Annotated in this window: 14 protein-coding genes; 8 read left to right on the top strand and 6 right to left on the bottom strand. The window is 57.4% G+C overall.

From position 1 onward, the window contains the following. Positions 1-69 precede the first annotated feature (69 nt). The 7 genes from pyk to ACR0AA_RS21365 all read left to right on the top strand — a co-directional run bounded on the left by pyk (position 70) and on the right by ACR0AA_RS21365 (position 5,671). Entirely contained in the window at positions 70-1,515 is a 1,446-nt protein-coding gene (pyk, locus tag ACR0AA_RS21395) for a pyruvate kinase (RefSeq protein WP_480665827.1), read from the top strand. A 246-nt stretch (positions 1,516-1,761) separates the two neighbouring features. Further along, positions 1,762-2,199, top strand: a complete 438-nt coding sequence (locus ACR0AA_RS21390) for a universal stress protein (RefSeq protein WP_480665826.1) — start codon at positions 1,762-1,764, stop codon at positions 2,197-2,199. Between the two features lie 14 nt (positions 2,200-2,213). Beyond that, a complete protein-coding gene (locus ACR0AA_RS21385; protein WP_480665825.1) occupies positions 2,214-3,764 on the top strand; it encodes an alanine/glycine:cation symporter family protein in 1,551 nt (516 codons plus the stop codon). A gap of 181 nt (positions 3,765-3,945) precedes the next feature. Further along, complete coding sequence (gene rpmI, locus ACR0AA_RS21380) at positions 3,946-4,146, top strand: 50S ribosomal protein L35 (RefSeq protein WP_010443552.1); 201 nt, start codon at positions 3,946-3,948, stop codon at positions 4,144-4,146. A gap of 14 nt (positions 4,147-4,160) precedes the next feature. After that, complete coding sequence (gene rplT / locus ACR0AA_RS21375; protein WP_152457001.1) at positions 4,161-4,526, top strand: 50S ribosomal protein L20; 366 nt, start codon at positions 4,161-4,163, stop codon at positions 4,524-4,526. Positions 4,527-4,770: 244 nt separating this feature from the next. After that, positions 4,771-4,941 (top strand): hypothetical protein, encoded by a 171-nt coding sequence (locus ACR0AA_RS21370; protein ID WP_480757285.1) that lies wholly within the window; start codon positions 4,771-4,773, stop codon positions 4,939-4,941. A 46-nt stretch (positions 4,942-4,987) separates the two neighbouring features. Further along, positions 4,988-5,671, top strand: a complete 684-nt coding sequence (locus ACR0AA_RS21365) for a phosphatase PAP2 family protein (RefSeq protein ID WP_480665823.1) — start codon at positions 4,988-4,990, stop codon at positions 5,669-5,671. Positions 5,672-5,776: 105 nt separating this feature from the next. Here the strand turns inward: ACR0AA_RS21365 and ACR0AA_RS21360 are convergent, their stop codons facing one another. Together ACR0AA_RS21360 and ACR0AA_RS21355 are read right to left on the bottom strand one after the other, a co-directional pair. Beyond that, entirely contained in the window at positions 5,777-6,238 is a 462-nt protein-coding gene (locus ACR0AA_RS21360) for a hypothetical protein (protein WP_480757282.1), read from the bottom strand. Positions 6,239-6,400: 162 nt separating this feature from the next. Further along, the gene (locus ACR0AA_RS21355) at positions 6,401-7,798 is read right to left on the bottom strand and encodes an aminotransferase family protein (protein WP_480665879.1); all 1,398 of its coding nucleotides are present in this window, start codon (positions 7,796-7,798) and stop codon (positions 6,401-6,403) included. A gap of 220 nt (positions 7,799-8,018) precedes the next feature. Between ACR0AA_RS21355 and ACR0AA_RS21350 the strand changes: the two genes are divergently transcribed. After that, positions 8,019-9,647 (top strand): acyl-CoA synthetase, encoded by a 1,629-nt coding sequence (locus tag ACR0AA_RS21350; protein ID WP_480757280.1) that lies wholly within the window; start codon positions 8,019-8,021, stop codon positions 9,645-9,647. On the opposite strand, the gene ACR0AA_RS21345 is transcribed toward ACR0AA_RS21350, so the two are convergent. The 4 genes from ACR0AA_RS21345 to ACR0AA_RS21330 all read right to left on the bottom strand — a co-directional run bounded on the left by ACR0AA_RS21345 (position 9,644) and on the right by ACR0AA_RS21330 (position 12,871). Beyond that, positions 9,644-9,985 (bottom strand): DOPA 4,5-dioxygenase family protein, encoded by a 342-nt coding sequence (locus ACR0AA_RS21345; protein WP_480665820.1) that lies wholly within the window; start codon positions 9,983-9,985, stop codon positions 9,644-9,646. The two genes, ACR0AA_RS21350 and ACR0AA_RS21345, sit on opposite strands and share 4 nt — an antisense overlap. A gap of 220 nt (positions 9,986-10,205) precedes the next feature. After that, a complete protein-coding gene (locus ACR0AA_RS21340; protein ID WP_480757277.1) occupies positions 10,206-10,403 on the bottom strand; it encodes a DUF2783 domain-containing protein in 198 nt (65 codons plus the stop codon). A 5-nt stretch (positions 10,404-10,408) separates the two neighbouring features. Next, complete coding sequence (locus ACR0AA_RS21335) at positions 10,409-12,019, bottom strand: FAD-dependent oxidoreductase (RefSeq protein ID WP_480665818.1); 1,611 nt, start codon at positions 12,017-12,019, stop codon at positions 10,409-10,411. Positions 12,020-12,334: 315 nt separating this feature from the next. After that, on the bottom strand, positions 12,335-12,871 hold the full coding sequence (locus tag ACR0AA_RS21330; RefSeq protein WP_480665816.1) for a dihydrofolate reductase family protein: 537 nt from the start codon (positions 12,869-12,871) through the stop codon (positions 12,335-12,337). Positions 12,872-12,991: the final 120 nt, after the last annotated feature.

The raw sequence follows: 12,991 nt of genomic DNA, 5'->3' as shown, positions 1-12,991 counted from the left end.
AGCGGCCTGAGCAATGTTTGCGGTAACATTGTTGCCGACTCAAGATAAGACGTTAGGAGAGCAAGACCGATGCGACGCCTGAGAAATGTGAAAATCGTGGCGACGCTGGGACCGGCGTCGAACGATTATGACACCATTCGTGCTTTGCACGAGGCCGGAGCGGATGTGTTCCGCCTGAACATGAGCCACGGCAGCCATGACGAGATCCGTGAACGGCACCGTATTATCCGGCAGGTTGAAAAGGACTTGGAAAGCCCGATTGCGATTCTGGCTGACCTGCAGGGTCCAAAATTGCGGGTTGGTGTCTTTGCCAATGATGCCGAGGAACTGGAGGAGGGGGCTGAATTTCGCCTGGATCTCGACCCTGTGCCCGGCGACGTCAGCCGCGTGTGCCTGCCACATCCCGAGATCTTCGCCGCACTGGAGCCGGGTGCGCGTCTGTTGGTCAATGACGGCAAAATCCGCCTGATCGTGAAAGACTGTGGCCAGGATTTCGCCAATTGCACGGTTGAGGTCGGCGGCACGATTTCGAACCGCAAGGGCGTGAACGTACCCGACGTGGTGCTGCCGCTGGCGGCCTTGTCCGCCAAGGACCGCGACGATCTGGAATTTGTTTGCCAACTGGGTGTGGATTGGTTGGCGCTGAGCTTTGTGCAGCGTGCCAAGGACGTGTTCGAAGCCCGCGCGTTGGCGGATGGCCGCGCCTCTATCCTTTCCAAGATCGAAAAGCCTGCCGCAGTTGAGGCGTTTGACGACATTCTGGATGCGTCGGATGGGATCATGGTCGCTCGCGGCGATCTCGGTGTTGAGCTGCCGGTTTCTGCGGTGCCGCCGATTCAGAAACGGTTGGTCCGGAAATGCCGTGCAGCGGCAAAGCCGGTCATCGTCGCCACCCAGATGCTGGAGAGCATGATCGAAAGCCCGATGCCCACCCGGGCTGAGGTTTCGGACGTCGCAACGGCGATCTATGAAGGTACCGATGCGATCATGCTCAGTGCTGAATCGGCCGCTGGTTCCTATCCCATCGAAGCAGTGCAGACCATGAACAAGGTCGCCATCGAGGTCGAGGCCGACCCGACCTATACGCAGATCATCGCGGCCTCCCGCACGGCCAAGGGGCACTCCGTCGCGGATGGCATTGTGGCCGCTGCGCGTGAGATCGCGGAAAAGACGGATATCAAAGCGATTTGCTGCTTTACACAAAGCGGCACCACCGCATTGCTGACTGCTCGGGAACGTCCCGGCGTGCCTATCATCGCGATGACGCCAGCCACCGGAACTGCGCGGCGTCTGTGTCTGAGCTGGGGGTGCCATTGCGTGATGACGCCTGAACTGGAGCGGTTCAAAGGGGCTGTCGTCAACGCGGCCCGTGCGGCCCGTGCCGGTGGGTTCGCATCCGAAGCCGATCAGATCGTTGTAACCGCTGGCGTGCCTTTCAACGTCCCGGGAACGACCAATATTCTGCGCATCGCACCCTGCGATGAGCGTCTGATCTACAATACAGATCCCGGCTGATCTGAGAGAATTTAGGTGCGCCACAAGCCTGTGCCTTTAATGGCGCGCCTATTTTTTACGCAGAAAATATACAATAATTTCAAAGTAAAACCGAATTCTTGGTTGAATTTGGAAGATAACCCTCTATTTTTTCGTGTTTTTCCGGGATACTTAACCACAGGGCGGTCTACTCAATAAGTTCCAGGTTCCGGCTGCCCTGCCGGGGGCACGGGCCCCGGACAACCAAAAAAATATTGGAGGAACGACATGACAACAAAAATTGTCATTGGACTGGACGGGACAGAAACCGGCGAACGCGCCGTTGCCTTCGCCAAGGATCTGGCAAAACGCATCGGAACGTGTGAATTGCTGGTGGTCTACGTCATCGAATGGTCCCCATTCACATTTCAGACGCCGGAAGAAAACGCGCTTCGGCACAAGCGGCGTGAAGAAGAGGTCGCCTTGGCGACCAACCGCATCGTCACTCCTGTCGTCGATGGGCTGACTGCGGACGGGTTTACGGCAAAGGGCATAGTGCGCCACGGCGACGTCGCTGAAACCTTAAACACGATCACGGTCGACAACGGCGGTTCGCAGATCATCGTCGGGCGCGCCTCGGCGGATGGATTCAAAAAACGCCTGTTTGGCAGCTCGACCCAGAATCTGGTCATGCACGCCGACGTGCCGGTCACCGTCGTCAACTGAGGGGAGGGACAAGAATGAACATGCTTAAACATCTTGGTCTGGCTGCGGCGGCCGCCCTGTTTACCAGCCCCGCAATGGCACAAGAGGCCGTCGGTCTGGACGACAAAATCAATCAGGCATTCGCCGACTTCACCGGGCCGTTCGTCAGTTTCATCTTTGCCCCGTTTCCCGGCACCAGCGTGCCGTGGATCGTGTGTTGGCTGGTGATCGCCGCTTCTGTTTTCACGTTATATTTTGCCTTTGTGCAGCTTAGGTTCTTTGGCCACGCAATCAGCCTTGTGAAAGGTGATTATTCTGATCCCAACGACGCGGGAGAGGTCAGCCACTTTCAGGCTCTGGCCACGGCGCTGTCGGGTACGGTCGGCCTGGGCAACATCGCCGGCGTGGCGGTGGCCGTCGGTATCGGCGGGCCAGGCGCGACCTTCTGGATGATCGTCGCCGGCCTGTTGGGCATGGCGTCGAAATTCACCGAATGTACGCTGGGTGTGAAATATCGAAATGAATACGAGGATGGCACCGTTTCGGGTGGCCCGATGTATTATATGTCCAAAGGGTTTAAAGAACTGGGCCTGCCGGGCGGTAAGATTCTGGCGGTTCTGTTCTCGATCTTCTGTATCCTTGGCGCGCTGGGCGGCGGCAACATGTTCCAGGCCAATCAGGCGCACCAGCAGATCGCGGGTATCACCGGCGACTATCCCGGCTGGATCACAGGCCTTGTCTTCGCCGGTATCGTGTTTGCAGTGATCGTCGGTGGCCTGAAGTCCATCGCACGCGTGACCGAAAAGGTCGTTCCGTTCATGGGCGTCATGTACGTGCTGGCCGCTTTGGTGATTATCATCATGCACGCAGACCAGATCGGCTGGGCCTTTGGTCAGATTTTCGAGGGCGCCTTCACGGGGCTTGGCGTGGCTGGCGGTATGGTCGGCGCGCTGATCCAAGGCTTCCGTCGTGCGGCATTCTCGAACGAAGCGGGCGTGGGTTCTGCGGCGATCGCGCACTCGGCCGTGCGGACCAGTGAGCCGATCACAGAAGGCTTTGTGTCCCTGCTGGAACCGTTCATCGATACGGTCGTGATCTGTACCATGACCGCACTGGTGATCATCATCACCCAGCAGTTGATCATCGATCCGGAAACCGGTCTCTACATGCTGACCGAAGATGGCAGCGCGATTGCAACTGTCGACGGTAACTCGGGCGTCAGCCTGACCTCGGCGGCCTTTGCCAGCGCCTTTAGCTGGTTCCCATATGTGCTGGCGATTGCGGTGGTCTTGTTTGCCTTCTCGACCATGATCAGCTGGTCCTACTATGGCCTCAAGGCCTGGACCTACCTGTTCGGCGAAGGTCACACCAAGGAGCTGGTGTTCAAGGTGATCTTCTGCATTTTCGTTGTCATCGGCGCGGCCGCCAACCTCGGCCCGGTCATCGACTTCTCGGATGCGGCGATCTTTGCGATGGCTGTCGTGAATGTCTTTGCGCTCTACTTCCTGATGAAAGTGGTACGCGAAGAACTGGCATCTTACGCATCGCGGCTGAAGAGCGGTGAAATCCGCAAATTCGAACATTAAACCAATCCACCGGGGCGGCGATGTCGCCCCGGTGCCAGACCAAGCTGCGAAAAGCGCAGATTCTGGTCCAAACCCCCTTGCCAGTATGACTGAACTTGCGTAAACGGCGCTTCTGATCGCGTGACCGGCCGAGATGGCATGCCGAGTCGCGTTTAGTACCGAACCCTGAAAGGAGACGGAAATGCCTAAGATGAAGACCAAGTCGAGCGCCAAGAAGCGCTTTAAGGTGACTGCGACCGGTAAGGTCCTTGCTGGCCAAGCCGGCAAACGGCACGGCATGATCAAGCGGACCAAGAAGTTCATCCGCGATGCCCGTGGCAACACCACCCTGTCCGCCCCCGACGCCAAGATCGTCAAGGGCTACATGCCCTACGACCGCTAAGAGGAGATTAAGAGATGTCCCGCGTTAAAGGTGGAACCGTAACTCACGCCCGTCACAAGAAGGTCATCAAGGCCGCCAAAGGTTACTATGGCCGCCGCAAGAGCACCTTCAAGGTTGCCCGTCAGGCCGTCGACAAGGCCAATCAGTACGCAACCCGCGACCGTAAGAACCGCAAGCGCAACTTCCGCGCGCTGTGGATCCAGCGTATCAACGCTGCTGTCCGTTCGCATGACGAAGCACTGACATATTCCCGCTTCATCAACGGCCTGAACCTGGCCGGTATCGAAGTGGACCGCAAAGTTCTGGCCGATCTGGCCGTGCACGAACCGGAAGCGTTCGGCGCGATCGTCGCCAAAGCTCAGGCTGCTCTGACTGCCTGATCCTCTGAAAAGAGACAGTGAAAGAAGGGCCGTCCCGCTTGGGGCGGCTTTTTTGTTGTGTGTATCTGTCGTGGGCTTTTGTACTTTCGCCTGCTTGTTCCCGACATCCGGCCCTGCAGGTTGGGTTCTTGGTTACACGCTAAGTCGGGCTGACGATCAGTACGTTAAGCAAACTTAATCGAAGCACAGTTTTTGAAGCCAGAATCCATCAACACGTGAAGGTCACCTATCTGGAGTTGATGTGATGATACGCACCGCTGCTTTGGGCCTTGTGGCCCTAAATTTAGCTTTTCTAAGCAACCCTGCGTCTGCAGCCTGTACTTTCGGAACTGATGAAGTGACAGGTATGGAGACAATCATCTGTGAAACGGGCGGTGAAACCTCGGTCTGGGGAACCCTGATCGCCGAAGCCTGATACTTTTTCAGATGTACGCGTTGTTTAGCCTGAGGGGGAAGTAACGATGTTCAAGAGTACTATTGCAGTAGTTGCGTTCGTTGCCCTGTCCGGCCCCGCCATATCAGGCGAGTTCTACCCTGCGAACAGCGTCGATACCGTGGGGCTGATTGGCCCGCCTGCCGAACCCGGCTCGCCGGCGTTCGAAAAGGAAATGTTCACCGTCATGTGGCTGCAGGAAAGCCGGACGGCCGAACAAATTGACTTTGTCCAACAATCGGTAGATCTGGAGCGCTTTGCATCCATCGTTGCAACGGGACTTTTGGACGTCGACACACAGCTTTTGAGTGAGACGCTGGATCAAATTATCAATGAAGTTCGTGACGACTACAACTTGGTTAAGGCGACATATGACATACCGCGGCCTTTCGTGATCAACGACGCTGTTGAACCTGTCGCTACGGCATTCCCGGTCACGTCATATCCCAGCGGGCATACAATCCGCGCCATTGTCTATACGTCGGTCCTCTCGGATGTCTTCCCCGAGCATTCAGAGACGCTTGAGAAGCTAGGACGCGAAATCGGTTACGGACGTGTTATCGGAGGCGTGCACTATCCTATGGACGTTGTTTCCGGCCAGGTTTTGGGCGAGACCTATATGGATGTGATCAGAGATCAACCAGCCTATCAACAGGCGTTGGAGGCAATTCGGGGCGCCGGTGAAGCGGTGGAAACGCCAATCACTCAATAGTCAGCCGTCGCTGCTGCGGGCTAAATCCAGGGTTAAACTGTATTCTATCAAGCGTCTGACGCGCTGCCGTGATCTGTTCAAACTGATGTGTTTCGTCAAGACGGATTACTGATCCGCGCCTTTCTTCACCAACTGCGCAGCGAAGGACACGCCGGTTCCCGGTCCGGCATAGGTGCCCATGATCACGTCATCCAGATAAACGCCGTTGAAAATCCCGGCCGAAACGTCCTCGCCTGAAATCCCAGCTTCGGCCAACACAAAGCGGGTCGGTTCGTCCAGGCTGAACGTACCCATGGCTTCTTCCACAATCCATTCCGTGTCGCCAATCCGCCGCCAGCGGTTGGTGGCGGTGATCAGGTTGCCGTCCAGTTTGGTGATCTCCAGCTCCATTTCTGTCTTCAACAGACCTTTCTCGTGGTTCGGGTTCGATTTGGCGAAGGCCACCAGGTAAGTGCCGTGCCAAGTGCCGACGATCTGGGGGAAGCCACTGCCATCATCGGCGCTGGCTGGGGCGGCGACCGCGATAAGGGCAAGGGTGGCAAGGCTCCGGATTAGATTGAGTACCATTGGACACGTCTCCTGCATGGGGTGTGGTCGGTATAGGGTACTCGAGGTGTGGGAATTGGCAAACCCGTGTCAGAAAACACAAAAAAACCGGCGCGGTGGGCGCGCCGGTTCAAGTTCATCTGCCGGAAGTGCGTGAGTGGTGGCAGATGTATTCAGTTAGGTTCAGCCGAATACGCGACCCAGTGCGCCATCGACCGCGTCGGTGATCTGGTCGATATCGTCCGCAGTGGCGATCAGCGCAGGCGAGAAGCACAGCGTGTTATTGCGGCTTGGGATCGAGCGGTTGGTGGCTCCGATGATGACGCCCTGCGCCATACAGTCAGCCACAACCGCCTGAACCTTTTTCTCGTCCATCGGCTCTTTGGTGGCACGGTCAGCGACCAGTTCTGCGCCCAGGAACAGACCCTTGCCGCGCACGTCGCCGATGACTTTGTGCTTTTCCATCAGCGCCTGCAGGTTGCCCATCATGCGATTGCCCATGTCGGTGCAGTTCTGCAGCAGATTTTCGTCTTCGATGATACGCATGTTCTCGATCGCGGCAGCCGGACCGGCGGTGCAGCCACCAAAGGTCGAGATGTCGCGGAAATAGCTCAGCGGATCCGACATGTCGTCTTTGAACATGTCAAAGACTTCTTCGGTGGTGACCATAACGGCGATTGCGGCATAGCCCGAGGCAACGCCTTTGGCCATGGTCACGAAGTCGGGCTTGATGCCGTACTGCTGATAGCCGAACCACGTGCCGGTACGACCCACGCCGCAAACAACTTCATCGATGTGCAGCAGGATGTCGTACTTTTTGCAGATCTCTTGTACCCGCTCCCAGTAGCCTGCTGGCGCTTCAATCACGCCGCCGCCTGCGGTTACCGGCTCAAGGCACAGCGCACCAACGGTTTCCGGACCTTCGCGCAGGATCACCTCTTCGATGGCGTCAGCGGCTGCTTTGCCGAATGCCTCGCCGGACAGGTCTTCCATACCCAGCTCGTGCTTGCGGTATTCCATGCAGTGCGGAACGCGGACGAAGTCGGGTGCGAAGGGGCCATACTGCGCCGTACGCTCGTCCTGACCGCCTGCCGACATGGTTGCCAGGGTCGAGCCGTGATAGTCGCGGTCACGATACAGGATCTTGGTTTTCTTGCCGCCATAGCGCTTGTGCGCGATCTGGCGAACCATCTTGAAGGCCTTCTCGTTGGCTTCAGAACCGGAGTTGGTGTAGTACACCCGGCTCATGCCCGGCATCTTGTCGATCAGCTTTTCAGCAAAGATCGAACCAGGGATCGAACCCGCGGTATTGGCGAAATAGCACAGTTTCATCAGCTGGTCGTGAACCGCCTTACAGATCGATTCGCGGCCATAGCCGACGTTTACGGTCCAGACACCACCGGACACGGCATCCAGGTGCTCTTTGCCGTTCTGGTCCCAGACACGCATGCCTTTGCCTTCAACAATGATCTTCGGATCATTGGTTTCCAATGGCTTATGCTGCAGCAGGTGGTGCCAGATATGGGCGCGGTCTGCTTCGACTACGTGGGAAAGATCGTTTTCGTTGAACGTGCCGTCCATGACATGTCCTTTCAGAATGGCTGGTGCGCGGGTTGCCATAAATCGGCGGTCCCGGCCTTTTGTTTTCGATGGCTCAGATCACCGCGAAAGCACTGTCGGAGATAGGGCCAGATTGCACCATCCCGTAATTCCAGTCCATGGCCGCGACGTATTTTTACGGGTTTGTCAGATGAACGACTTTGTGCTCAATTCGCCGGAATTGAAGAGGGAGGATCAGCAAATGACACTAGCCAACATCTATGAGCGTCATTTGGACAAATGCCGGGCAAATTACACGCCGCTGTCGCCGCTGAGTTTTATCGAGCGGACCGCGCACATTTACCCGGATTATCCTTCCGTGGTTTACGGCGCGCGTCGCTATACATGGGCTGAAACCTATGCCCGCTGTCGCCGACTAGCAGGCGCATTGTCCGCACGTGGAATCAGCGCGGGCGACACGGTTTCAATTATCGCGGCCAACATTCCGGAAATGTATGAGGCGCATTTTGGAGTGCCGATGGCAGGTGCTGTTCTGAATGCCATCAACACCCGATTGGACGCACCTATCATTGCCTTCATCCTGAATCACGCAGAATCAAAGATTCTGTTCGTCGATCCCGAGTTTTCAGGGGTGGTAAAAGAGGCGCTGGTACAGGTCGATCACGACCTGTTGGTTATCGATATTGAGGACCCAAGCTTTGACGGAGGCGAGAGGCTCGGCAACCTGACCTATGACGCGTTGCTGGCCGAAGGCGACCCTGAGTTCAACTGGTCCCTTCCCAAGGATGAGTGGGACGCAATCACGCTGAACTACACGTCCGGCACCACAGGCAACCCGAAGGGAGTCGTGTACCACCACAGGGGGGCCACGTTGAATGCGCAGTCGGACCTACTGGACTGGAACATGCCGAAGCACTCGGTCTACCTATGGACGCTGCCGATGTTCCATTGCAATGGTTGGTGTTTCCCGTGGGCGATGGCCGCGAACGCCGGCGTTTCGGTCTGTCTGCGAGCCGTTCGGGACGAGCCGATTTATGCGGCGTTCCGGGACGAGAAAGTGACCCATTTCTGCGGTGCGCCGATCGTGCTGAACATGTTGGCAAATGCGCCCGATCACCTCAAGGATTTCGATCATGAGATCAAAGTGATGACAGCCGGTGCCCCTCCGCCCGCAGCCGTTATCGAAAGCATGGAGAACATGGGCGTAGAGGTCACGCACGTTTACGGTCTGACCGAGACGTATGGTCCCTCCGTCGTCTGCGCTTGGAAAGACGAGTGGAACGACAAAGCGGCCGAAGAACGCGCTGCGCTAAAGGTCCGTCAGGGCGTTCGTTACACGGCTTTGTCAGGGCTGATGGTTGCCGATCCGGACACGCTCGAACCTGTGCCCGCGGATGGCGAGACGATGGGTGAGATTTTCATGCAGGGCAACGTCGTCATGAAAGGCTACCTGAAGAATGCCGATGCCACGGACAAGGCATTCAGGGGCGGCTGGTTTGCGTCGGGCGACCTGGGTGTGATGCACCCGGACGGCTATATCGCGCTTAAGGATCGCTCAAAGGACATCATCATCTCGGGGGGCGAGAATATCTCATCGGTCGAGGTCGAGGATATTCTTTATAAGCATCCTGCCGTGATGGAAGCCGCCGTGGTCGCGCGTCCGGATGAGAAATGGGGCGAAACGCCCTGTGCGTTCATCGAGTTAAAGCCAAATGCGCAGGCGACCGATGCTGAGATCATCGCGTTCTGCCGGGATAACATGGCCCATTTCAAGGCCCCAAAAACGGTGGTGTTCGGACCTTTGCCTAAGACCTCGACCGGTAAGATTCAAAAATTCAAACTGCGGGATCAGGCGCGGGCGCTGACTTAAGCGCCCAACTTGTCAAAGATCGACAGATCAAGTTCCAGCATTTCACCCATCCAGATGGCCCGATCCCGGTGATCCGCAAGATGGTCGCCGGTTTCCGGGTGGGTGAAGATTGTCAGGCCCTGCCGGTTCAGCATCAACCACGGAATCACCTGATCGAATGCGTCTGGGCCAAAGCCCAGTTGGCAACTCCACCGGGGATGCGGACCGACATTGCGGGCGTGCATCCGTCCCATTTGCACGGGAAACTGGCGCGCCGCCTCTTCGCAGACCTGCTGGGCGATGTCCTGAGTTTCGGCGTCGAAATAGATGTGGGCGTGATAGCCGGTGATTTCAGGCATAAAGACCTCCTGCCTTCGTTTCGACGAATTTAGGCTGGTACGACGGGCATTACCACTTGCGCCCAAACACAGACGCTGTGCGTTGTTCAAGGCGGTGCATTGGCATCTGGGTGTGCTGCGATAAAGGCAGGATGTTTCGCGCAATTCGGACCCGGTAACTGGCCGATGACCGCCAGAAATCATACAGCACCACGCCACCCAGGCCGTTCTCCTTAATCCATCAGCTGTCTTTCAGCGTGGCGGCTTTCAGAGCTTGTGACAAGACGTCCTCGTTGCCGATGTGATTGGCCAGGATCAGCACCAGACGCGCATTCAGGGCGTCGCTTTCAGGCCTGTCCAGCCCCTCATGGGCTGCTACCAGATCGGCATAGAACCCATCGGCATTGTCCAGATTGGGGGTGAGGATCAGATCGGTCATGTCGCTTACTCCTTACCGGTTGCCCGGCGGATTGCCTGCCGGAATGCGTTTTCCTCGAACGTGTCACGCCGCGCGGCAACGTGTTGATCCGGACGGATCAGATAAACCGCGCTGGTAGCATCACCCAGATATCGGCGTTTCAGTTCCAGCGTCGGATCGTCTTTGACCGAGAGCGCCAGACGCGTGGCCTTGATCCCGCCTTCTTCGATGCTGTCCGGAGCATCCGCATCAATTGTCAGCAGCGTGAATTTACCCGCCAGTTTCGGCAACAGGAACTCATCGCCCAACGGCGCGTCCGGGCAGGCCGAGCCGGGGCGCGTGATGTCCGGCCCGTTCAACGCATCCGCCGAGCTGAGCGACGATGCGCTATAGGCGCAAGGGGTGCTTAGCCGGCCTGAATTTACCAGCGGTCGCGCAAATTCGTAATGTTCGCTGAGGTCCAGAACCGCGTCGCGCAACAGACGGGACATATCGGATTTCGGCGTGATGAACTCGGTCGAGCGTGTGGACATGCGGATGTTCTCATCTGCGGCCTCCACCCTCTCGCGGCTGTAGCTATCCAGCAAAAGCTCGGGCGCTTGTCCGTCGATTACAAGTTTCAGCTTCCAACAGAGGTTGTCCGTGTCCTGCAGTCCGGAATTGGCGCCACGGGCCCCGAACGGGCTGACCTGATGGGCGCTGTCACCGGCGAACAGCACACGCCCGTAACGGAACCGTTCCATCCGGCGGCATTGGAAGGTGTAGATCGACACCCATTCCAGATCGAACTTGACGTCTTCGCCCAGCATCGCCTTGAGGCGGGGGATGACATTTTCGGGCCGCTTTTCCTGCTCTTTGTCGATGTCCCAGCCCAATTGCAGATCGATGCGCCAGACATTGTCAGGCTGTTTGTGCAGCAATGCGGATTGTCCCCGGTTGAAAGGCGGATCGAACCAGAACCAGCGCTCGCTTGGGAAATCGGCCTCCATCACCACATCGGCGATCAGGAAATTGTCTTCGAACACGCGGCCTTCGAAATCCAGACCCAGCATGCGGCGGGTCGGCGAATTCGCTCCGTCGCAGGCGATCAGCCAATCAGCTTCAATGTTGTAAGGGCCTTCTGGCGTTTGGACTTCAAGCTTGACGTGGTCGTCGTGGGTGCCAATGGCTTCGACCTTGTTGCGTCCGCGGATTTCAACAGGCGCGCCCTCGGCCTGCAATTCCCGAATACGATCGACGAGGGCTTTTTCGAAGTAATACTGCTGCAGGTTTATGAAAGCCGGGTTGGCGTAGCCCGTGTCCGGTTGCAGGTTGAATTCATAGACCTGCCGGTCGTCGAAATAGACCTTTCCGGCATCCCAGAATACGCCTTTTTCGACCATCGGCTGGCCCGCGCCCAGACGGTCTGCGATGTCAAGCGTGCGTTGCGAGAAGCAGATCGCGCGGCTGCCGAAACTGACCTTGTCATTGTCGTCCAGCACAACGACCTCGACCCCTTGCTGGGCCAGATCGATTGCCGCGGCCAGGCCAATTGGCCCCGCACCGATCACGATCACTTTGTGCCGCACCGAGCTTGCCGCATCCTGATCCGGGCTGCGTTCATAGGCATAGAGTGGAACTTCGAAGATCTTGTTCATGGGTTCTCCCCCGATACTCTGGCGCCGACGGCGCACACGATCCTGTCCTTCGGCATGGTCATGCCGAGGGCTTCAGGTCATGATTCCACCTATTTCCGCGGCGCAAAACGATCTGGATCAAGTTTACACGACTTCTTCAGCCGTGCAGGGCCTCCCACATCTCGGGATCGCACCAGCCGATAGGTGCTGTCTACGAAGTCGCGCGTGTTTTTGATTACACCAATCGACGAACTGCCCGCTGCCGATTTCGAAAAAAAAGACTGTCTTTTCCTACATGTCCCCGCCACTGGGACGCACAGGTATTGGCCATTCAGTTCAATGCTTGATGCTGTAGTCGATTTGTAAAATGCCGCCTGGGTGTTGCGAGACTTCGTTCAGATCCAGATATCGCTGATCTCCGGGCGCAAAGCAGGGAAGACCCCGACCCAAAAGGATAGGCATAATGAAAACACGCACTTTATCGAACATCCCGGCTTCCAGAGCCGCACGTTGCGTTTCACCGCCGCCCATAACCCAGACGCGCTGATGCCCGGCCTGTTCAATGGCATTTCGCAGCGCATCGATATTCCCTGCAGCAGCAACGTGCTTTCCCTGATAACCCATTTGCCGCGTCAGCACGTATCCAGCGCGGTCTTCGTAGGGCCAGCCCCAGCCAAGCACTTGCTCATAGGTTGACCGGCCCATGATCAGCGCGTCAATTCCGCTGATGAAGTCACCATAGCCGCCGTCGTCCCCGTCGGCGGCCAGCTTCTCGTTGAAAGGGTTGAGCCAGTCGACGCTGCCGTTCTCATTTGCGATGAACCCGTCGAGGCTCATTGCGATGTATCCGACATACGATACGCCTTGGCCCATTTCCATCACCGTTTGAACGGGTTTTCGATCGGTGGTTGGACGGTTCCGATGCAGTCGCCGAAGCCGATGGTATAGCCGTCTCCCTTTGCGCTGCCGCGCAGTGTCAGCGTGTCGCCGTCT

The organism is Ruegeria sp. CE8, assembly GCF_056537465.1.
The sequence above is the reverse complement of the archived record's forward strand: the minus strand, read 5'-3'. Positions and strand labels throughout refer to the sequence as shown.